The following is a 20,121-nucleotide window of genomic DNA, read 5'->3' on the forward strand; positions in this document are numbered from 1 at the left end:
CAGTCAGGGCCGGGTCTCGATCCCCTATTCCAGAAGGACGATTGCATGAGCGATACGATTGAACAGGCGGTGAAAGCAACGGGCAAGGATGCCCGCCCGATAAAGCTTGGCTGTCGCAATGTCTGGAAGCTGTTCGGGGCGGACGCGGCCGATTTCATCCGCCGGCGCGACGGCAAGGCCAGCCTGGCGGACATCGCCGCTGCCGGACTGGTTGGCGCGGTGCGCGCCGTCGATCTCGAAATCCGCCAGGGCGAGATCTTCATCATCATGGGACTTTCGGGGTCAGGCAAGTCGACGCTGGTGCGCTGCATGTCACGGCTGATCGAGCCGACCCACGGCAAGGTCGAGTTTGAAGGCAAGGACCTGCTCAAGATTTCCGATGCCGCGCTGATCGAGCTGCGACGCCATCGCATGGGCATGGTGTTCCAGAATTTTGCCTTGCTGCCGCATCTCAACGTACTGGAGAACATCGCCTTTCCCTTGGGCATCCAGGGGCAGGACCGGCCGACGCGCGAGAAGCGGGCCCGTGAAGTCATCGAGCTGGTTGGCTTGCGCGGCCGCGAGCATTTCTATCCGCGCGAGCTTTCCGGCGGACAGCAGCAGCGTGTCGGCATCGCCCGCAGCCTCGCCACAAAGCCGGAAATCTGGTTCCTCGACGAGCCGTTCTCGGCTCTCGATCCGCTGATCCGCCGTGAGATGCAGGACGAGCTGATCCGGCTGCAGACCATGCTGCACAAGACCATCGTCTTCATCACCCATGATTTCGACGAGGCCATCCGGCTGGCCGACCGGATCGCCATCATGAAGGACGGCGAGGTCATCCAGATCGGCACGCCGGAAGAGCTGGTGGTCAACCCTGCGACCGACTATGTCGCCGAATTCACCCGCGATGTCGATCGCGCCAAGGTGATCTCGGCGCGCCGCCTGATGCGCGCCTGCGACGGCGCCGAGTACGGCGGCACGGTCGCGCCGGATGCCAAGATATCAAGTTTTTGTGCAGATATCGTCTCTGCCGGCAAGCCCTTCGCGGTGGTCAACGGCACCGGCAAGCCGATCGGCGAAGTCACGCCGCAGGCGGTGGTCGATCTTCTCGCCGGCATCGAGCGTCGTGGGGCCGGCGGATGACCGTCACGGCAAGCGCCAGCGCAGCGAGGCCCCGGCCGGTTCAAACCTGGCTGGCGATCTGGGCCTGTGCGCTCGCCGCCGTGCTTATTGTCTTCCTGCTGCAGGAAAGCCTGCCCTGGGCGGTCAATTACCCGGCCGGCGCGATCGTTCCTGTCGCTGACTGGGTCGGTGCGCTGATGAACTGGGTGAAGTCGAACTTCTCCTGGCTGACCCGCTCGATCACCGCGGTGCTTGGCGTGCCGCTCGATTTCGCGCTCGGTCTTCTGGCCAAGAATTTCAAGATCGGCCATGGTGCGGATATGATCGTCTTGCCGCGCCTGTCCTGGGTCGGCGTGTGCGCTGCCGCCTACCTTGCCGGACGCGCCGCCGGCGGCTGGAAGCTGGGTGCGCTGGCCGGCGGCTGTTTTCTCTACATCGCGCTGTTCGGGCAGTGGACCAGCGCCATGCTGACGCTGGGCTTGATCTCGATCGCCGTGCCGTTTTGCATTGTCACCGGGCTGTTCGCCGGCATCTGGGCATGGCGCAAGCCTTGGGCGGAGAGGTTGTTGATCTCCCCTGCCCTCGATCTGATGCAGACGATCCCGACCTTCGCCTATCTGATCCCGATGCTGCTTCTGTTCGGCAACAGCCCGGTCTCGGCAATGATCGCGACGGCAATTTTCGCGACGCCGCCAATGGTGCGGGCGACGATGCTCGGCCTGTCGCGGGTGCCGTCAGAGATCGACGATTTCAGCGAGATGGCCGGCTGCACGGCACGGCAGAAGCTGTGGCGGGTGCTGTTGCCGTCGGCGCGGCCGACATTGATGGTCGGCGTCAACCAGGTCATCATGCTGGCGCTCAATATGGTGATCATCGCCTCGATGATCGGTGCCGGTGGGCTCGGCTATGACGTGCTTTTGGCGTTGCGCGCGCTCAAGGTCGGCGAGGCGATGGAAGCTGGCCTCGCGATCGTCGCACTGGCAATTGCACTCGACCGGCTGAGCCAGGCGATCGCGCACAATCACGCCAAGGGCAATGTCCGCCACCAGGCCAGCACCAGTTTCTGGCGGCGCTATCCCAATCTGACGCTGGCCGTTGCCATCCTCGCCGTCGCCACGCTGCTCGGCCTGTTCGTGCCGGCGTTCGCCACGGTGCCGAAGGCGATCACCTTCACCACCGCGCCTTTGTGGAAGGCGGCGGTGAACTGGATCACCATCAACTTCTTCGACACGATCGAAGCGTTCCGCGTGGCGCTTATCCTCAACGTGCTGAACCCGGTGCGCGCCTTCTGCGAGGGCTTTCCGTGGCTGGGCGCGGTGTGTCTCCTCGGCCTTGCCGGCTACCAGCTCGGCGGCTTGCGCCTCGCCGCCCTGGTCGCGGCTTTGACAGCGTTCTGCGCCGTCACCGGACTTTGGGAAAAGACCATGGCGACGGTCTATTTGTGCGGCATCTCCGCCTTTATCGCCTGCCTGATCGGCATCCCGATCGGGCTGATGGCATCGCGCAGCGACCGCTTCGAAAAGACCGTCACGCCGGTCATCGACACGCTGCAGGTGCTGCCGTCGTTCTGCTTCATCATTCCGGTGGTGATGCTGTTCAGGGTCGGCGACGTCACCGCGATGATCGCCACCGTCGCGTTCGCCGTGGTGCCGGCGATCCGCTACACCAATCACGGGATCCGGCAGGTGCCGCCGGCGCTGATCGAGGCGGCGAAGGTTTCGGGCTGCACCAGGCGCCAGACCTTCTTTCGCGTGCAGCTGCCGCTGGCGTTGCCCGAGATCATGCTCGGCGTCAACCAGACCATCCTGATGGCGCTGGCGATGATCATCATCTGCGCCATGGTCGGCACGCGCGATCTCGGCCAGGAGGTGTTCATCGCCCTGTCCAAGGCCGATTCCGGTCGCGGCATCGTCGCCGGCCTAGCCATCGCCTTCATCGGCATCGTCGCAGACCGGCTGTTCAACGCCTGGACGGCGAAGGCTCGGGCAAGGCTGGGATAGTCCGGAATAGGACGGCCTCAGGAAGCTGCCGCCAAGCGCGCCGTTAACGAGGCACCGATCCCTACGTCTAAAGACATAGCCATTCGGGATTATTGCTCGTTTTTGCCTCACATCGTACGGCTGTTATGGGACGGGCAGGCTCAACAGGAGAGCGGATAATGTCTACACGCGTTCCCTTTACTACCGGTGATCTAGCAGATCATCAGTGGGGTATCGATGACGCCCTCACAGGCGATCCGAATACCAATATCTTGACCGGCGACGCTGGCGGCAGCCTGCTCGATTTCTCAAGAGGCGGCAACGACACCTTTACGGAAACCGCACCGTCGACCTACACCTTCTACGGCGACGCGGCTCGGAGCTTGTTCAATTTTGCTCGGGGCGGTGACGACACCTTCACGGTGTCGAGCTCCTCCACCACCACTGCTTACGGTGACGCGGGCGACGATATGTCGGACCACAGCAAGGGCGGCAACGACACTTTCACGGGCGCCGCGCAAGCCAGCAACATTTTCTTCGGCGACGCCGGCGGCAACATGATCGGCCATGCTCAGGGCGGCGACGACCGTTTCACGGCCTTTCCCAACTCCTTCAACACTTTCTACGGTGACGCCGGCGTCGATATGTCCGACCACAGCAAGGGTGGCAATGACACCTTTGAGGGCACCAGCGTGGCCGTCAACATTTTCTTTGGCGACGCCGGGAACAACATGTCTGGCCATGCTCAAGGTGGCGACGACCGTTTCACGGCCAGGAGCGACTCCAGCAACGCTTTCTACGGGGACACCAGCGGCGATATGTCGGACTACAGCAAGGGCGGCAACGACACTTTCAATGGCGCTAGTGACGCCAACACTATTTTCTACGGTGATGCCGGTCGCAGCATGTCTGGCCATGCTCAGGGTGGCGACGACCATTACACAGACTTTGGTGGCACGATTCAGACCAAAAGTTTCTTTGGCGACGCGAGCCTACATATGTCCGACTTTGCTAAGGGCGGCGACGACACCTTCACGAGCGTGGGTGGGTTCGTGATAAGTTTCTATGGTGACGCGGCCGGCATCATGTCCGACTCTGCTAGCGGGGGCGATGACGTGGCCGTGCTGCAAGGCACCCATAATTTCGCCTATGGCGACGCTGGCGCGATGGCCGGCAATGCTGTGGGCGGCAATGATATCCTAACCGGCGGCAATAAGAGCTCTGGTCCTGATGTTCAAAGCGAGTTGTATGGCGACACATTCGCTATGTCCGGGTCCGCCGCGGGCGGCAACGACATTCTTACCGGGGGCCACAACAGCGAAAGCGGCCAGGTCCGCAACTTCCTGTGCGGCGACGCTCTGCAAATGTCCGGTTCGGCTCTGGGCGGAAACGATACCCTGTACGCCGGGAGCGCGGCACCCGGCTGCACCGTCGTCAACGACATGTGGGGTGACGGGCAACTGAGCGAACTGGCTCAGGGCGGCAGAGATCAATTCATATTCAAGGACGATGGTTCAATGACGGTCGGAACCCAAAACACCATCTACGATTTCAGCCAGACCCAAGACGACACCATTGTATTTAGTGGCGTGGAGGGCGTGCAATCGTTCGATGATCTCACAATTGCGCAAAGTGGAACCGACACCATCATTACCGCAGGAGTCGATCAAGTTACTCTCGCAAACTTTACAAGCCCGCTGACGACGGGTGACTTTTTGTTTGTCTGAAAGCGAAGCTCTTATCGCATTCGAAGTGGGGGAATGCGTGAGAATTCGTTGAGCATCGTCGCGCGGCCGGTCGCCCCAATAATGCTCGACCGGCCGATCGACAATCCAAGCCGCAGTCATGGATCAGGCGGCCAGGAATCTCTCGGTCAAACGAGCCCAGAGCGCTGCGCCGACGGTCAGATTGCCGTCGTTGAAATCATATTTCGAGCTGTGCAGGATGGCTGAATCCTCGCCGTTTCCGAGGCGCAGAAAGCAACCGGGTTTGTGTTCGAGGAAATAAGAAAAGTCTTCGCTGCCGGGGATCAACGGGCAGACGGACACCTTGTCCTGACCGACGAGTTCGACAGCGATGTCTGTCGCAAAGGACGTCTCGCGCTCGGAATTGACCACCACCGGGTAGCCGCGCTCGTAATCGATCTCGACCGTTGCGCCATGCGCCTGCGCCACAAGTGCTGCGATATTGCGAATACGCTGCTCGAGCGTGTCGCGGATCTCGGCCGAGAAGGAGCGGACGCTCAACGTGATTTCGGCGTGTTCCGGAATGACGTTGGAGGCCGTGCCTCCGTGAATCGTGCCGACGGTGACGACAGCGGTCTCGATCGGGTTGACGTTGCGCGACACAACCGTCTGCAGGGTCATGACGATGTTGGCGGCAGCGACGATCGGGTCGACCGTCAGGTGCGGACGCGAGGCGTGGCCGCCACGCCCGGCGATCCTGATGGTGACGGTATCGCTCGCCGCCATCAGCGGCCCGGCGCGCATCAGGAACGAACCCGTCGGCGCGCCCGGGTGGTTGTGCAGCCCGAATATCGCATCGCAGGGAAAGCGCTCGAACAGGCCGTCGGCGATCATCGCCTGCGCCCCGCTTCCCTTGCCGGCTTCCTCGGCCGGCTGGAAGATGAGGTTCACCGTGCCGTTGAAATGCCGTGTGCGCGCCAGGTATTCGGCGGCGCCGAGCAGCATCGTGGTGTGGCCGTCATGACCGCAGGCGTGCATCTTGCCGCTGGCCTGGCTGCCATAAGGGAGATTGGTAGCTTCGGTGATCGGCAGGGCGTCCATGTCGGCTCGGATGGCGATGCTGCGGCCGCTGCCCTGGCGCAGGCGACCGACGACACCGAGCCCGCCGACATTGCGCGTCACCTCATAGCCCCAGCTTTCGAGCCGTTCGGCAACGTATGCAGCCGTTTCGTGCTCCTGGAATGAAAGCTCGGGATGCGCGTGCAGGTGCTGGCGGGCCGCTGCAAGCTCGGCGGCCTTGTCGGCGAAGTCGGAAATATCGGCGAACTGGTTGGAGGTCTTTGGCATGGAAGGTCCTTTGCCGGCCGAGCAGGTGCCGCGCCGGCTTTGCTTTTAGATGAAACGGCTCAAGAAAGCCCGCGTGCGCGGGTGCCTGGGTTTGGCGAGAACCTCGTCCGGAGGCCCGGCCTCGATCACATTACCGTCGTCCATGAACACCACCCGATCCGCCGCTTCGCGGGCGAAGCCGATCTCATGCGTGACCACGATCATGGTCAAGCCCTGCCTGGCGAGATCGCGCATGGTGGCGAGCACCTCGCCGACCAGCTCCGGATCGAGCGCCGAGGTCGGCTCGTCGAAGAGCATCAATTTCGGGCGGATGGCGAGCGCACGGGCGATGGCGACGCGCTGCTGCTGGCCGCCTGAAAGCTGGCGCGGATAGGCGTCGATCTTGTCGGCAAGACCGACACGGGTCAGCAGTTCGCGGGCGTAGCCGATCGCCTCCTTGCGGTTCTCCCGGTGAACGCCGACCGGAGCCTCGATGACGTTCTGCAGGGTCGTCATGTGCGGATAGAGATTGAACTGCTGGAACACCATGCCGATCTTGCGCCGCTGCGCGGCGATCGCGCGGTCGGAAAGTTTGTCGAGGCGGCCGTCGTGCAACCGGTAACCGATCTGCTCGCCGTCCACCTCGATCGACCCCTGGTCGATCGCCTCGAGATGATTGATGCATCGCAGGAAGGTCGACTTTCCGGAGCCGGACGGTCCGAGAATGACCACCACCTCGCCAGGCGCGACGTCCAGATCAATGCCCTTCAGCACCTCGAGCGGGCCGAAGGCCTTGTGAACGTTGCGCGCCCGGACCAGGGGCGTGTCATGCGCGCTCATTGGCGGCCTCCAGGGTGGCGGTCGCCGTCTTCTCGCGCGCACCGCGATCGCCGCGGCTGTAGTGGCGTTCGATCGCGCCTTGCGCGACATTGAGGACCGAGGTGATCAGCAGGTACCACAGCACTGCAACCATCAGCAGCGGAATGATTTCGAAGGTGCGGTTGTAGATCGACTGCACCGAGTAGAGCAGGTCGGCCATGGCGATGACGCTGACAAGCGACGTCGCCTTGATCATGCTGATCAGCTGATTGCCGGTCGGCGGCACGATCGACCGCATCGCCTGCGGGATGATGATGCGCCGCAAGGCCCGCGCGCGGGTCATGCCGAAGGCTTCAGCCGTTTCGGCCTGTCCCTTGTCCACCGACAGCAGCCCGCCACGGATGATCTCGGCCATGTAGGCGGCCTCGTTCAGCGCCAGACCAAGAACGGCGGCCGTCAAAGGCGTGATCAGGTCGTTGGTGTTCCAACTGGCGAAGCCGATGGAAATGCGCGGAAACAGCGTCGAAAGGTTGTACCACAGGATCAGTTGCACCAGCAGCGGCGTTCCCCGGAAGAACCAGATGAACAGGCCGGAGAGAAGGGATGCCAGCCTGTCGTTCGACATGCGCGCGATGGCGAGCAGCAGGCCGAGCACGATACCCAGGATCATCGCCACCACCGTCAGGCCGAGCGTTACGGAAAGCCCCTGCATGACCGTCGGATCGAAGAAATACTGGGCGACGACCGGCCAGCCGAAATTCGGGTTGACCGCGACGATATAGGCGAAGCCGGCTGCCACGGCGACGGTGAACGCCCAGAGCGCCAGCCGGGCGAGCGGAAACGGCCGGTGGGCTCGTTTGACGTCGCGCAGCGCGTCGTCGGGACGTCGCGGCAGCCCGGCCGCGTAGGCAGCGGTGGCGTCGGTCATGGCAGCCTCTACTGGCCCTGGTTGATGCCTGGCGCATCGATCATGTTCTTCTCGAGACCCCACTTCTTCATGACCGCGGCGTAGGTGCCGTTCTTCATCAGGATCTTGAACGCGTCGAGCAGCACGCCGCCCAGCGGAGAGCCCTTCTTGACGACGGCGCCTTGATAGATGTCCTTGAAGCCGTTGGCCTGGCCGATCCCGGCGAGTTCCAGCTGGCCCTTCGCCTGCTCGACGAAATAGGTCAGCGGCGCCTGCGAGGAGAAGAATGCGTCGGAGCGTTTCGACCGGACGGCCAGTATCGAGCTCGGCTGGTCGGTGAAGGATTGCACCTCGACGACCGACTTGCCCCCCTCGGTGCATTTCTGCGCCTGCTGCTTGATGACCTTTTCGGCCGAGCCACCCGACATGACCGCGATGCGCTTGCCGCACGCGGTGTCGAGCGAGGTGATGCCTTGCGGGTTGCCCTTCTCGACGGCGAAGACGACGTATTCGCGCACCCAATCGATGAAGTCGTTGGATTTCTGCCGGTCGGGATAGTCGCCGACAGGCCCCATCGCGAACTGATAACGGCCGGCATTGATGCCGCTCAGCAAAGCCGGCAGGCCGGCGACCGAGGCATGATCGATCTCGACACCGAGCAGCTGGCCGATGGCGTCGGAAATGTCCCTGGTCGCCCCCGACAGTTCGGTGCCGGTGACGATCTCATAGGGCGGGAACGAGCCGTTGTTGACGGCTGTGATCTTTCCCGCCGTGCGGATCTCTTCCGGCAGCCGGGCCCGCAAATCCTCGTTCACCGATTGCTTCTGGATATCCTGGGCAAAGCTGGCCTGCGCCAGCATGGTGACGAGCGAGGCGAATATGAAGCTGATTGTCCTCATGGCATTCTCCTTCGTGTTCTTCGTTGTACGTTGTCAGGCTGCGGTGGCCCGCGATCTGGCCTCGAAAGGAAACAAGGCTTCGGCGGAAATCGGTTCCGCCAGAATGCCCTGGGCATGGAGCTCGGTGACGAAATCCTCGATCATGCGCCGGTTGGCCGGCAGGCCGCTGGCGTTCCAGGAGGCAGGCAGGTCGCGCCCCGCATGAAGCAGCTCCTCGAGGATCCAGGGCGAGGTATCGGCATATTTTCGGCGCTTTGCCGTCCAGACGCGCTGGCTTTCGTTGATCAGCCTGGCGAGTTCCTGCGGCAGCCAGGGGTGCTCCCTGGCCACTGCGGCCTTGACGGCGACCAGATGCATGCCCGGGACATAACCGACGTCGGCGAAATAGGCGCGTTCGGCCGCGCGAAAATCGCGCAGCACTTGCCGGAAGCCGGAAGCCGGGCCGAAAAAGCCGTCCGGCATGAAGGGCGTGAAAACGGCGTCGAGCTCGCCTTGCGACAGCAGCTCGATCATCGGGCGCTCGCCTGGTGCTGCTTCGATGCGCCCCGGCCTGCCGAATCCGTCGAGGCGATCGGCGATCGGGTGCTCCGATGTCAGCCTGCCGGCGAACCAATAGGCATCCTCGACGCCGACGCCTGCCCGGCGAAGTGCCGCGCGCGTCCATGTGTTGCCGGAATCGCGCCAGCCGGTCACGCCGATGCGTTTGCCGGCAAGGTCGGAAAGCCGTTCCAGCGGGCTGGCCTCGACCGTTATGATGCAGCGATGGCGAAAGCCGCGCATGATGAAGCACGGTGTTCCAACCACCGTATCCCTGCCCGAAGCCATGGCCGACACATAACGGCTGAATGAGACCTCCGCCGCATCGTAGTTCGGATCGGTGCCGAGATCCGGAATGAGCGTGGCGACGCGGTCAACCTTCACCGACAAGCGGCTCGAAGCGACGTCACCCAGCACCAAAGGGGTGAGATAGTCCCAATCGCGGGTGGCTATGGTGATGGAGACGGGCATCGGCATGAACTTCAAAGCTATGTTTGACCGGCGATTGGTAAATGTTTATTTTTGGCCGATCAAATGTTATTATGTTATTGAACATTAGCTTTGATGGTCGCGGGTGCCGATGGATTTCGATGCAGGATGGTTCGCTGAACGCCTTGGCGACCGCACGATGCGCGGCATCGCGCGCGAGACCGGAGCGCTGATCAGAAGCGGCGCGCTGCCTGTCGGCGCAAAGCTTCCGCCGGTGCGCGATCTGGCCTATGTGCTTGGCGTCAGCCCGGCGACGGTCTCGCAGGCGTGGAGCGAGTTGCGGCGCTACAAGATCATCGGCGGCCGCGGACGCAACGGCACCTGGATCATGGGCAACCGCTTTGCCGCCCGGCCCGAGCGCCACATGAGCGGCGGCAATTACGGACAGGATGTTCTGAACCTGGCGATCGCGGAGCCCGATGTGAGGCTCTTGCCGCCGCTCGACATCGCGCTGGCGCATGGTGCGCGCGCCGAAAAGCTCAACAGCTACGAGCGGGTGCGCATCCTGCCCGAGCTGGAGGCGGCAGTGCGCCCGTCATGGCCGTACGATCCCGGCGCGTTCCTGGCCACCAATGGCGGTTACAACGCCATCTACACCTTGCTGCATGCGCTGGTCCCGCCGGGAGCGCCGGTGGCCATCGAGAACCCGACGGCGCTTCGCCTGCTCGACATCCTCGAGGATCTCGATGTGCCGATCATCCCGGTAGACTGCGACAGCGACGGTCCCTTGCCGGATGCACTTGCCAACGCTCTGCGGCAGCGGCCCGTCGCGTTCCTGTTCCAGCCGCGCGTCCATTCGGTGACCGGCGCCTGCATGTCGTCGGCGCGGCTGGAAGTCATCGGCGACCTGCTCGCCGGCACCGACGTGCTGATTGTCGAAGATGACGGCGTCGGCGATATTGCCTCGGCGCCGCGCATTTCGCTTGGCCGGCGTTTTCCCGATCGCGTCGTCCATATCCTGTCCTATTCCAAGACCCACGGCCCGGATTTGCGGCTCGCCGTGCTGTCCGGATCGGCGACGATCGTCGAGCAGATCCAGTCCTACCGCAGCTTCAGCTCGGGATGGACCAGCCGCATCCTGCAGGCGGCCACCGCCTGGCTGCTGCAAGACCCGGCCACGGCCGCCCTGGTGGAGCAGGCGAAGGAGGTATACCGCGGCCGTCGCGAACGGCTCGCCGGCGAACTGGCCAAACGCAATGTCGATATCGACGCCGGACACGGTCTCAGCGTCCTCATTCCGGTTGCTTCGGAACCTTACGCAATGGTCACGCTGGCCGCCCACGGCATCGCGGTCCATGCCGGAGCGAAGTTTTCGACCGGAAAAACGAACGCTGTCCGCGTCGCGACCAGCATTCTGGACGAGGAGCACCTCGAGCACGTCGCAAATTCCCTGGCGCTGGCAGCCGACCCGGCGCGGGAAGTTGTCTGAGGCAAGTCAATCGCCGTTCGGACTGCTACTCCGCCGCCACGCCCTTCATCTCGAGGTAGCTTTCCATCGAATCGTCCATCGCCTGCAGCCACGGCGTATGATGCAGCGGCGCCATCGTGCCGGTCATCAGCGAGCGGTAGGCATGGTCGCGGAAGCCCATAATGTCTTGCGCCTTGTGGTGCTCCCACTCCATGAAGGTCTGATTGACAGCCTCGACATCGAAGCCGGGATAGTCGGTCTGCTCCATCAGCTCCCTGGTGTAGTCGCCCTGGAACCAGATCATCTGCTCGGCGTCTTCAAGCGTTTCCTCGCGTGCCCGCCATTTCCGGCCGTGCTCGGCCATGGCGTCGGCTGAGGGCAGATTGATGCGGCCCATGATGACGTCGCGGGCGAACCAGGCCTGCGCGTCGAACATGTTGAAGGTGTAGAACTGGTCCTGCATGCCGATATAGGACAGCTTCGGGTTTTTCTCCCAGACGACGCCCTCGTAGAGCCCGTCCGGCCACATGCGGTTGGCGGTCTTCAGCTTCAAATCCTCGGTGAGGAACGGGAAGGAATGGAGGTAACCGGTGCACAGGATGATGGCGTCGACGTCTTTGGTGCTGCCGTCCTTGAAATGCGCCGTCTTGCCGACGACCTTCTGCAGAAGCGGCACTTCCTTCCAGTTCTCCGGCCATTTGAAGCCCATCGGCTTCGAGCGGTAGCTGGAGGTGATCGATCTGGCGCCGTATTTGTAGCATTGCGAGCCGATGTCCTCGGCTGAATAGGAGCGGCCGATTATCAAAATGTCCTTGCCCTTGAATTCCATGGCGTCGCGGAAATCGTGGCTGTGCAGGATACGGCCGTTGAAGGTCGAAAAGCCCTCGAAATAGGGAACGTTGGGCACGGAGAAATGGCCCGAGGCGACGACGACATGGTCGAACTCTTCCGAGTAGGTGACGTCGCTGGTGCGGTCATGCGCGGTGACGGTGAATTTTTTTGTCGTTTCGGAGAAGGTGACCATGCGCACCGGGCTGTTGAAGCGCACCCATTGGCGCACGCCGGATTTTTCGACGCGGCCCTTGATGTAGTCCCACAGCACGGCGCGCGGCGGATAGGAGCCGATCGGCCGGCCGAAATGCTCCTCGAAGGTGTAGTCGGCGAATTCGAGGCATTCCTTCGGGCCGTTCGACCAGAGGTAACGGTACATCGAGCCGTGCACTGGGTCGCCATGCTCGTCGAGGCCGGTGCGCCAGGTGTAGTTCCACAGGCCGCCCCAGTCGGACTGCTTTTCGAAGCAGACGATTTCGGGAATGTCGGCGCCCTTGTCGGCGGCCGACTTGAAGGCCCTGAGCTGGGCCATGCCGGACGGCCCGGCTCCGATGACGGCAACACGATCTTTCATTGCGGGCCTCCCGATCTCATTTCCCTAACGAAACAAATTTCACTGACAGGACAGTAATTGCCCCTTCGATGCTGTCAACAGGGCTTGTCGCGAAACCGCGTTTCGCCCAGCTGGATTTCCAAGCGACGCAGTAGCTCGGGCGAAATCCGGACATTGCGCAATTCGACACGGGTGGCTTGCCGTGGCAGTTGCGCTTCTGTATCGGCACCGAATATGTTCACCGTGAGTGAAATGAATCGGCAAGGTCCGGGGTGGCAACATGGCGAAAAAAGCATCCAGTCTAAAGCCCGCTGCGGCCGTCGTCGCCGCCAAGGCCAAGCCGTCGGTCGCTGCAGTCGATCCGCGCAAGATACGCGCGCCGCTCACCCAGAACCCGCACGCCATTCGCGACACCCGCGAAAAAGTCCTGGAGGTCGCGATCGGCCGCGAGGTGCGGGCCTTCCGCAAGAAGCTCGGCATCACCGTCGCCGATCTGGCTGCCGCCACCGACATTTCGCTTGGCATGCTGTCGAAGATCGAGAACGGCATCACCTCGCCATCGCTGACCACGTTGCAGGCGCTGTCGCGGGCGCTCGGCGTTCCCGTCACCGCCTTCTTCCGACGCTTCGAGGAAGAGCGCAGTGCCGTCTTCGTCAAGGCCGGCGAAGGCCTCGACGTCGAACGCCGCGGCACGCGCGCCGGCCACCAGTACAATCTGCTCGGCCATATCGGCTCCAACACCAGCGGCGTCGTCGTCGAACCCTATCTGATCACGCTGACCGAGGATTCCGACGTGTTCCCGACCTTCCAGCATGAAGGCATGGAATTCCTCTATATGCTCGAGGGCGAGGTGGTTTACCGGCACGGCAGCAATCTCTACCCGATGAGGCCTGGCGACAGCCTGTTCTTCGACGCCGATGCGCCGCACGGACCGGAAGTGCTGAGCGTCCTGCCGATGCGGTATTTGTCGATCATCTGTTATCCGCAGAGCAGCGCGGGGTGAGCCGGAGATGAGGGCGCGCAAGCAATCCTGGATCGCTGCACTCCACGGCCACGGTAACGGCATGGATCCTAGGGTCTCTGCTACGTTGAACTGCAGGGCAAGCTCGTCCTCGATTGGTCGCAAGGGGGCTAAAGGCCGGCGCTCTACGGCGCCCCCCTCTGCCCTGCCGGGCATCTCCCCCTCTTGGGGGGAGATTGGCAGCTTGACGGGCAGCGCGAACCTCGCAAACAGAACCTCAATCCGGCCCGAACCCTGGCGATGTCGCACTGCCGTCATCCAGCTTCGACAGCCATTCGACCAGCGTCGCGCGGTAGCGCGTCAGGCCTTTGTAGTTGGCGAGTTCGTCGGGAAGGTCGCGGATGACGCGGTGCAGGCGCCTTGCCCATTTCGGCTGCGTCACCAGCTCGTCCATCTTGATCAGGTAGCAGCGGATCGGGAAGACGATCGCATTCGAGCGCGGCAGCCGCCAGAAGCTCTGCAGCTCGACGCGCAGATGGACCTTGTCGCCGACGTTTTTGGGCGTCACCGTGGTCCGGTCCGGACCCCATTTGTGATAATTTTCCGGGCTGGTATCGAGGCGCGGATTGATGGTCATCGTCCAGTTCAGCCGGCGCGCCGGCTTGCCCTGCTGGATGTTGGTGAGGAATTTTAGCGCCCGGACGAAGATGCCCTTCTCATGCGCCAGCGGCACCGGCGCGTGCCATTCGAAGAAGTTCATGCCGATGTCGAAATCGAGCGACCAGTCGGCCTGGGTGGTGACCATGCCGGCATCCATCCACAGATTGCCGTCGCGCTGGTCGAGAATGCAGAAATCGCCCTGGCTCTGGCGGGTGATGTATTCCATCGGCCCATAGGGCAGCGTCGAGACGTCGCCGAATGTGAAGCTGTCGTCGATGCCGAGCGGCCGGTTGATCCAGCGCCAGCGGTCGCCATGGCGCGTCAGCGTGAAATGCTCGGGATAGCCCAGCGCCTGCTGCTCCATCAAAAGCTCGAGCAGATCCCAGCCGGCCAGCGTCATGTGCGGCAGCGACTGGCAGCGCAGCGGATCCTCGGCCAGCACCAAAGCGCGGTCCTGCATCTCGGCGACATAGTGCTCGTCGACGTCGATCAAATTCTCCAGCACGCTGCCCTTCGGCCCGACGACATGCGGCTCGATGTTGACGGCATACATGTAGCTGTCTTCATGGAACGGGAACGGGAACCGCCTGATGTGCTCGGGGCTGTTCCTGAACGTGAAGTCGTCGCGGAAGGTTTCCTTACGAAAGGTGATGCCCAAGCTCGCCTCCTATCTTTCCAGCACCAGCGACCTGCCCTCGAAGCGCGAGACGCAGGGCATGATCTTGCAGCCCGAATGGTGGTCTTCCTCGCTCAGCCAGTGGTCGTTGTGGATGAATTTGCCGTCATGCGAAATGACGTTGGTCTCGCACTGGCCGCAGACGCCGCCGCGGCAGAGATAGGGCGGATCGACGCCGGCCGCCTCGATCGCCTCGAGCAGGCTCTGCTGCTCGTCGACACGGATTGTCTTGCCGCTGAGCGCCAGCGTCACGTCGAAGGGCGCGCCGGGCTGGGGTGCGGCGAAATGCTCGAAATGCACGGTCTCGGCAGGCCAGCCTAAGGCAGCCGCGCGATCGCGCACCCAGTCGATCATGCCGGACGGGCCGCAGACATAGAGATGCGTGCCGAGCGGCTGCGACGACAGCAGCCGGTCGAGATCGACGCGCTCGTCGCGGTCATCGTGATAGAGCCTGACCCGGCGATCGTAGCGCTCTCTCAGCAGGTCGGCATAGGTGCCGAGCGAGGCGGTGCGGCAGGTGTAGTGCAATTCGAAATTGCCGCCTTCCGCCGCCAGCTGCGCGGTCTGCGCCATGAACGGGGTGATGCCGATGCCACCGGCCAGCATCAGATGCTTCCTGGCGCGCAGATCGAGCGAGAACAGGTTGACGGGGTAGCTGACCACCATCTCCGTGCCCGGCCTGACCTGCCTGTGCATGAACAGCGAGCCGCCGCGGCCGGCGTCGTCGCGGCGCACCGAGATGGTGTATTCGCTGGTGTCGAGCGGCGAGCCCATTAGCGAATAGGGATTGAGCCTGGTGCGTTCGCCATCGCGCATCTCGACGACGACATGGGCGCCGCCGGAGAAGGTCGGCAAAAGCTCGCCGTCGCGCCGGCGGAAATGAAAGCGCGTCACCAGCTCGTTGACCGGGACGACATCGCTGACGACGACATCGAGTTTGGTGGTGCCGGTGCTCATCGAAAGACCTCCTCGATCGGAGGAATTTCGCTGCGGTCCTCGGCGTTGATGCAGACGCCCTGGAAGGCGGCGAGGCGCCGCGAATAGTGATCGCGCACCAGAAGCAAGAGGCCGCAATGCGAACAGGTTGCCGGCTGCGTCGTCACGTTCTCGGTGATGCCCTTGCAGTGGACGCACTGCATGCGGCGCGCCAGCGAGCCGCGATGCTCGGTCTGAACCGAGGTGTGGTCGATGCCGGCTTCCAGCGCCGCCTGCATGGCCTGGCCGATCAGCCCCTCGGTGCCGGCAAGATAGAGCCTGAGTCCCATATGCGCGTTGGCCAGCGTCTGCTTCAGCCGCGGCAGGGCGCTGGCAAAGGAATGGCCGAGGTAGAACTGTGCCGGCTTCAGGGCTTCGAGCGCATCGGCGTATTTGCCGTCGCGGCCGGGAATGAAGATGATGTGGGCGCCACCGAAGAAATCCGCCGGTGCCTTGGCGGCCAGATCGGCAATCGCCAGCGCTCCCTCTGCATCCGCTATGAAAAGATGATGCTTGCCAGGCTGCGGAGACAGGGTCCCATAGACCGGGCGACTGATGATGCTTTTCGCTGCCATACCCGCAGTATGCCTCAGCCTTTCGCCGTGCGCTTGGTCTTCTTCGGATCATCGAAAGGAAGCGGCTCGGCGGTTGCGCTGATGGTGCCGCTCTTGTTGCGGATCTCGAGCCTGGTGCCCTGCACCGCGCAGTCGACGTCGAGTCGGGCAATGCCCATCGATTTTTTGACCAGCGGCGAATACATGGCGCAGGTCACCACGCCGACCTTTTTGCCGTCGCGATAGACCGGCGCGCCCTCGTCGGCCGGCTCCTTGCCTTCGAGCAGCACGCCGAAGATCTTGAAGCGCTCCTTGCCCTTGAGGCGGTAGTGCTCCTCGGCACCGCGAAAGCCCGTCTTGCCGGGGCTGACGGTGAAGTCGAGACCAAGCTCCCACAGTGTGTCGCCGGGGCCTTCGTTCTCGAACGGGTATTTCTGCGAATTGTCGTAGGGGTAAAACAGCAGGTAGCTCTCGACGCGCAGCATGTCGAGCGTGGTGAAGCGGCACGGGATGATGCCGGCACTCTTGCCCTCGTCGAGGATCCTGTCCCAGATCGTCCGGGCGTCCTGGCCACGGCAGAAGATCTCGTAGCCGCGCTCGCCGGTGTAGCCGGTGCGCGAGATCATCACCGGAAAGCCGAACAACTGGGTCTGCATGTGGTGGAAATAATTGAGGTCGCGAATGCCGGGCACATGCTTTGCCAGATAATCGACGGCGGTCGGGCCTTGCAGCGAAAGATCGTGCAGATTGTCGTCGAAGCGCAGCGACACGTCGCGACCGACGGAAGCGCGCTGCAACTCTTCATGGCCGGTGCCCGAGCCATGCACGACCATCCAGGAATTCGGGCCGGTGCGGTAGAGGATGCAGTCGTCGGTGAACTTGCCGGCCTCGTTGAGCATGCAGGCATAGGCCGACTTGCCGGGATAGATCTTTTCGACGTCGCGCGTCGTCGCCAGGTCGATCAGGTGCGAGGCGTGCGGCCCGGTGATGTGGACCTTCTTCAAGCCGGACACGTCCATCAGGCCGGCCTTGGTGCGGATGGCGATATACTCTTCGTCGGCGTCCTTGTCGTAGGTCCAGGCGGTGCCCATGCCGCTCCAGTCCTCGAGCTTCGAGCCGAGCGCGCGATGGCGGTCCGCAAGCGTCGAAAATCTCCAGGATGCCGTCATCCGCTGTCCTCCGTTCGAAAGAAACTTTTTTGCTTTCCCCTGCTCCCTGCACACAGGCGGGAGCGTTGGCTTGAATATTGATCGCAAACGCCGGGAGCCTGCAATACCCGTAAGCAAATAATTTCATTGTCAGGCAAATCCGGCGCGCCCAAACAAACGGTTAACGTCGCGTAAAATCGTCTTGACAATTCCACAATTCGGCCGGATTTTATGAAAAAAATTTCACTCTCTTGAAAGAGGGCAATGACCGGCCAATCTGGACCGGCGTTGAAAAAGGGGAAAGCCGATGTCCGACCTGCAACAGCGCGTGGAAGCGTTGTACCGTTCCGACGTGCGTGGATCCGTGCTCCTGATCGTCTGCCTGTGGGCGACGATCCTCTTTGTCCTGTTCATGACATGGCCATACGTCCCCGACGCCGGCATCAAGCTCGTCGTCGCGGTCGCCGCCGCCGCGGTGCTGATCTTCAACACGGCCGCCATCCTGGCGATGGTCAACCACTACAAGGAAGACAAGGACTTCATCTACGGCCTCGACATCAAGAACGCCGACGCCTACCGCAACCGCAAGTCCTGAGGGGGAGACGCATGGCCCGCTATACACCGCCCGAACAGAGCAAGGCCGGACAGGTTTTCGATATCGCCGTCGTCGTGGTCGCGATTTTCGTTGCGCTGTGGCTGCCGCTGAAACTAGGTCTGGCAGGGGCGGCAAAATCCATCGACGCGCTCGACGCCAAGACGTGGGAAGCGCTCGGCCAGAACCCGACCATGGCCTCGATCTGGGAAAAGCTCGGCTACACGCCGGAAACCGCGCACGACATCATCCAGAACCGGTTCCACTACATCATCGACTGGCCGACGCTGATCATCATGGCGGCGGTGCTGATCGGCTATTTCATCTTTCTGTTCCGCGCATCGGACCGCGAATACCGCGACGTCATCGACGAAAAGTTCGGCGACAAATAGATAGGAAGCATCGTCATGTGGGTGGCACTCTCTTACGCATGCTGGGGCATCTCGATCGTGCTCGCGCTGTGGATGCTCTACGACTGGTTCAAGATCGACACGACCTATTCCGAAGAGATGCTGACCTCGTCCAGGGAAGGCGAACTTGAAGCCGTGTCCGAAAAACACCGGATCTGAGTGGGGGATTGAGCGATGACGATCACGGCTGAACCAGCGGTGCAAGTGCAGGGCGACAGGGTTTCACTGCTCAGGGTGCTTGGCCCCGCCCATGTATGGGCGCTCGGCGTCGGCATCGTTCTGGTCGGCGAATTCACCGGCTGGAATTTCGCGGCGGACAAGGGCGGCGCGCTGGCGGCGCTGATCGTCTGCTGGATCGTCGGCCTGCTCTACACCTCGGTCGCGATGATCGATTCCGAAGTTACCTCGACGGTTGCCGCCGCCGGCGGCCAATATGCGCAGGCCAAGCACATTGTCGGGCCGCTGATGGCCTTCAACGTCGCGCTGTTCCTGGTCTTTGCCTACACCATGCTCGAAGTGTCGGACGCGATCCTGCTCGGCGACACCATCGTCGCCAAGGCCGGCGTCGAGGGCCTCAACCACAATTCCTTCATCGCCGCGACAATCGTCGTGCTGGCATGGCTGAACTATCGCGGCGTGCTGATGACGCTCAACGTCAACTTCGTCATCACCGCCATCGCCTATGTCTCGATCGTCATCCTGTTCTTCTCGGTCAGCCCGTGGACGCAAGGCGCCGTGCTCAAGCTCAACGAGTTGGTGACCCCGGGCAACGCCCTGCCCTACGGCTGGATCGGCGTCATCGCCGCCTTCCAGTTCGGCATCTGGTATTATCTCGGCATCGAGGGCACCACGCAGGCCGCCGAGGAAGTGCGCTCGCCGGCGCGCTCGCTGCCCTACGGCACGATGGCCGGTATGATCACGCTTCTGATCGCCGCCGCCATGACCTGGTATGTCTGCGCCTCGATGATGCCCTGGGAATATCTCGGCATCACCTATTATCCGCTGTGGGATGCAGGCAAACTGACCGGCAGTGCGCTGCTGGAGAACCTGTTGTTCATCGCGACGCTGCTTGCCGCGCTCGCCTCCGCCAATGGCTGCATCAACGACGCCGCGCGCGCCTGGTTTTCGCTCGGCCGCGACCGCTATCTGCCGACCTGGTTCTCGGCGGTGCATCCGAAATACCGCACGCCCTATCGCTCGATCCTGTTTCTGCTGCCGATCGCGCTCGCCTTCGCCTTCATCGCCGACCTCAACCAGGCGATCACCTTCTCGATCCTGTCGGGCGTGCTGCAATACACTTTCATGAGCATCAACATCATCATGTTCAGGAAAAAGTGGCCGCTCGGCTCGATCCGCCGCGGCTACACCCATCCGTTCCATCCGCTGCCGGCGATCGTCTTGTTCTGCCTTTGCGTCGTCACCTTCTTTGCGATCTTCCTCGGCTTCGGCTCGCAGCTGATCGCCATGGTCGCCTTCTACTTCCTGATCTCGCTGTGGTTCCACTTCTACCGCTACAAATTCGTGCGCCGTGGCGCCCAGTTCACCATGCCGTGGCCGAAGCCGCAGGGCTACTGACGGCGCGCCCGGTCTGGGCGGGCATTTGCGTGA

19 protein-coding genes are annotated in these 20,121 nt (G+C 62.7%); 9 read left to right on the forward strand and 10 right to left on the reverse strand.

Annotation, left to right across the window (positions count from 1 at the left end):
* The first annotated feature begins 45 nt into the window (after window positions 1-45).
* The 3 genes from NKH33_RS01570 (at window position 46) to NKH33_RS01580 (ending at window position 4,810) form a co-directional block, all read left to right on the forward strand.
* Window positions 46-1,125, forward strand: coding sequence for a quaternary amine ABC transporter ATP-binding protein (locus NKH33_RS01570; protein ID WP_352918015.1), 1,080 nt, complete (start codon window positions 46-48; stop codon window positions 1,123-1,125).
* On the forward strand, window positions 1,122-3,104 hold the full coding sequence (locus tag NKH33_RS01575) for an ABC transporter permease (protein WP_352612316.1): 1,983 nt from the start codon (window positions 1,122-1,124) through the stop codon (window positions 3,102-3,104). The genes NKH33_RS01570 and NKH33_RS01575 overlap by 4 nt, the downstream gene beginning before the upstream one ends.
* Before the next feature lie 158 nt (window positions 3,105-3,262).
* Window positions 3,263-4,810 (forward strand): autotransporter outer membrane beta-barrel domain-containing protein, encoded by a 1,548-nt coding sequence (locus NKH33_RS01580; RefSeq protein ID WP_352918016.1) that lies wholly within the window; start codon window positions 3,263-3,265, stop codon window positions 4,808-4,810.
* A gap of 123 nt (window positions 4,811-4,933) precedes the next feature.
* On the opposite strand, the gene NKH33_RS01585 is transcribed toward NKH33_RS01580, so the two are convergent.
* The 5 genes from NKH33_RS01585 to NKH33_RS01605 all read right to left on the reverse strand — a co-directional run bounded on the left by NKH33_RS01585 (window position 4,934) and on the right by NKH33_RS01605 (window position 9,727).
* The gene (locus tag NKH33_RS01585; RefSeq protein WP_352821868.1) at window positions 4,934-6,115 is read right to left on the reverse strand and encodes a M20 aminoacylase family protein; all 1,182 of its coding nucleotides are present in this window, start codon (window positions 6,113-6,115) and stop codon (window positions 4,934-4,936) included.
* Between the two features lie 45 nt (window positions 6,116-6,160).
* Complete coding sequence (locus tag NKH33_RS01590; RefSeq protein WP_023674014.1) at window positions 6,161-6,934, reverse strand: amino acid ABC transporter ATP-binding protein; 774 nt, start codon at window positions 6,932-6,934, stop codon at window positions 6,161-6,163.
* Window positions 6,921-7,841 (reverse strand): amino acid ABC transporter permease, encoded by a 921-nt coding sequence (locus tag NKH33_RS01595; protein WP_352502032.1) that lies wholly within the window; start codon window positions 7,839-7,841, stop codon window positions 6,921-6,923. Before NKH33_RS01595 ends, NKH33_RS01590 begins: the two co-directional genes overlap by 14 nt.
* Window positions 7,842-7,849: 8 nt before the next feature.
* On the reverse strand, window positions 7,850-8,680 hold the full coding sequence (locus NKH33_RS01600) for an ABC transporter substrate-binding protein (protein ID WP_502901192.1): 831 nt from the start codon (window positions 8,678-8,680) through the stop codon (window positions 7,850-7,852).
* A gap of 72 nt (window positions 8,681-8,752) precedes the next feature.
* Window positions 8,753-9,727, reverse strand: coding sequence for a substrate-binding domain-containing protein (locus NKH33_RS01605; protein ID WP_352918018.1), 975 nt, complete (start codon window positions 9,725-9,727; stop codon window positions 8,753-8,755).
* 109 nt (window positions 9,728-9,836) lie between these two features.
* Between NKH33_RS01605 and NKH33_RS01610 the strand changes: the two genes are divergently transcribed.
* Entirely contained in the window at window positions 9,837-11,174 is a 1,338-nt protein-coding gene (locus NKH33_RS01610) for an aminotransferase-like domain-containing protein (RefSeq protein WP_352918019.1), read from the forward strand.
* 25 nt (window positions 11,175-11,199) lie between these two features.
* Here NKH33_RS01610 and NKH33_RS01615 read toward each other — a convergent pair whose 3' ends face one another.
* Complete coding sequence (locus NKH33_RS01615; RefSeq protein WP_352918021.1) at window positions 11,200-12,558, reverse strand: trimethylamine monooxygenase; 1,359 nt, start codon at window positions 12,556-12,558, stop codon at window positions 11,200-11,202.
* A gap of 259 nt (window positions 12,559-12,817) precedes the next feature.
* On the opposite strand from NKH33_RS01615, the gene NKH33_RS01620 reads away from it, so the two are divergent.
* Complete coding sequence (locus NKH33_RS01620) at window positions 12,818-13,540, forward strand: helix-turn-helix domain-containing protein (RefSeq protein ID WP_352502037.1); 723 nt, start codon at window positions 12,818-12,820, stop codon at window positions 13,538-13,540.
* Window positions 13,541-13,775: 235 nt separating this feature from the next.
* Here the strand turns inward: NKH33_RS01620 and NKH33_RS01625 are convergent, their stop codons facing one another.
* The 4 genes from NKH33_RS01625 to NKH33_RS01640 are packed head-to-tail and all read right to left on the reverse strand — an operon-like array spanning window position 13,776 to window position 17,532.
* A complete protein-coding gene (locus tag NKH33_RS01625; protein WP_352502038.1) occupies window positions 13,776-14,816 on the reverse strand; it encodes a heme-dependent oxidative N-demethylase family protein in 1,041 nt (346 codons plus the stop codon).
* Window positions 14,817-14,825: 9 nt separating this feature from the next.
* On the reverse strand, window positions 14,826-15,791 hold the full coding sequence (locus NKH33_RS01630) for a PDR/VanB family oxidoreductase (RefSeq protein WP_352918023.1): 966 nt from the start codon (window positions 15,789-15,791) through the stop codon (window positions 14,826-14,828).
* Complete coding sequence (locus tag NKH33_RS01635) at window positions 15,788-16,384, reverse strand: dimethylamine monooxygenase subunit DmmA family protein (RefSeq protein ID WP_352542204.1); 597 nt, start codon at window positions 16,382-16,384, stop codon at window positions 15,788-15,790. The genes NKH33_RS01630 and NKH33_RS01635 overlap by 4 nt, the downstream gene beginning before the upstream one ends.
* 14 nt (window positions 16,385-16,398) lie before the next feature.
* A complete protein-coding gene (locus NKH33_RS01640; protein ID WP_352918024.1) occupies window positions 16,399-17,532 on the reverse strand; it encodes an aminomethyl transferase family protein in 1,134 nt (377 codons plus the stop codon).
* Window positions 17,533-17,818: 286 nt separating this feature from the next.
* Between NKH33_RS01640 and NKH33_RS01645 the strand changes: the two genes are divergently transcribed.
* Genes NKH33_RS01645 through NKH33_RS01660 form a run of 4 tightly spaced genes read left to right on the forward strand, consistent with a single transcriptional unit; the run spans window position 17,819 to window position 20,088 of the window.
* Complete coding sequence (locus NKH33_RS01645) at window positions 17,819-18,106, forward strand: hypothetical protein (protein WP_352472310.1); 288 nt, start codon at window positions 17,819-17,821, stop codon at window positions 18,104-18,106.
* Between the two features lie 11 nt (window positions 18,107-18,117).
* On the forward strand, window positions 18,118-18,495 hold the full coding sequence (locus NKH33_RS01650) for a hypothetical protein (protein ID WP_023673992.1): 378 nt from the start codon (window positions 18,118-18,120) through the stop codon (window positions 18,493-18,495).
* A 15-nt stretch (window positions 18,496-18,510) separates the two neighbouring features.
* A complete protein-coding gene (locus NKH33_RS01655; protein WP_023673991.1) occupies window positions 18,511-18,672 on the forward strand; it encodes a hypothetical protein in 162 nt (53 codons plus the stop codon).
* Window positions 18,673-18,687: 15 nt separating this feature from the next.
* Complete coding sequence (locus tag NKH33_RS01660) at window positions 18,688-20,088, forward strand: APC family permease (protein WP_352472309.1); 1,401 nt, start codon at window positions 18,688-18,690, stop codon at window positions 20,086-20,088.
* The last annotated feature ends 33 nt before the right edge of the window (window positions 20,089-20,121 follow it).

Origin of the sequence: Mesorhizobium sp. M1182, from assembly GCF_040318335.1 — a bacterium.
Lineage (GTDB): Bacteria > Pseudomonadota > Alphaproteobacteria > Rhizobiales > Rhizobiaceae > Mesorhizobium.

Coding starts and splice junctions, on each gene's coding strand:
- NKH33_RS01570 (WP_352918015.1), top strand. CDS start 46: ATGAGCGATACGATTGAACAGGCGGTGAAAGCAACGGGCAAGGATGCC.
- NKH33_RS01575 (WP_352612316.1), top strand. CDS start 1,122: ATGACCGTCACGGCAAGCGCCAGCGCAGCGAGGCCCCGGCCGGTTCAA.
- NKH33_RS01580 (WP_352918016.1), top strand. CDS start 3,263: ATGTCTACACGCGTTCCCTTTACTACCGGTGATCTAGCAGATCATCAG.
- NKH33_RS01585 (WP_352821868.1), bottom strand. CDS start 6,115: ATGCCAAAGACCTCCAACCAGTTCGCCGATATTTCCGACTTCGCCGAC.
- NKH33_RS01590 (WP_023674014.1), bottom strand. CDS start 6,934: ATGAGCGCGCATGACACGCCCCTGGTCCGGGCGCGCAACGTTCACAAG.
- NKH33_RS01595 (WP_352502032.1), bottom strand. CDS start 7,841: ATGACCGACGCCACCGCTGCCTACGCGGCCGGGCTGCCGCGACGTCCC.
- NKH33_RS01600 (WP_502901192.1), bottom strand. CDS start 8,680: ATGCTGGCGCAGGCCAGCTTTGCCCAGGATATCCAGAAGCAATCGGTG.
- NKH33_RS01605 (WP_352918018.1), bottom strand. CDS start 9,727: ATGCCCGTCTCCATCACCATAGCCACCCGCGATTGGGACTATCTCACC.
- NKH33_RS01610 (WP_352918019.1), top strand. CDS start 9,837: ATGGATTTCGATGCAGGATGGTTCGCTGAACGCCTTGGCGACCGCACG.
- NKH33_RS01615 (WP_352918021.1), bottom strand. CDS start 12,558: ATGAAAGATCGTGTTGCCGTCATCGGAGCCGGGCCGTCCGGCATGGCC.
- NKH33_RS01620 (WP_352502037.1), top strand. CDS start 12,818: ATGGCGAAAAAAGCATCCAGTCTAAAGCCCGCTGCGGCCGTCGTCGCC.
- NKH33_RS01630 (WP_352918023.1), bottom strand. CDS start 15,791: ATGAGCACCGGCACCACCAAACTCGATGTCGTCGTCAGCGATGTCGTC.
- NKH33_RS01635 (WP_352542204.1), bottom strand. CDS start 16,384: ATGGCAGCGAAAAGCATCATCAGTCGCCCGGTCTATGGGACCCTGTCT.
- NKH33_RS01640 (WP_352918024.1), bottom strand. CDS start 17,532: ATGACGGCATCCTGGAGATTTTCGACGCTTGCGGACCGCCATCGCGCG.
- NKH33_RS01645 (WP_352472310.1), top strand. CDS start 17,819: ATGTCCGACCTGCAACAGCGCGTGGAAGCGTTGTACCGTTCCGACGTG.
- NKH33_RS01650 (WP_023673992.1), top strand. CDS start 18,118: ATGGCCCGCTATACACCGCCCGAACAGAGCAAGGCCGGACAGGTTTTC.
- NKH33_RS01655 (WP_023673991.1), top strand. CDS start 18,511: ATGTGGGTGGCACTCTCTTACGCATGCTGGGGCATCTCGATCGTGCTC.
- NKH33_RS01660 (WP_352472309.1), top strand. CDS start 18,688: ATGACGATCACGGCTGAACCAGCGGTGCAAGTGCAGGGCGACAGGGTT.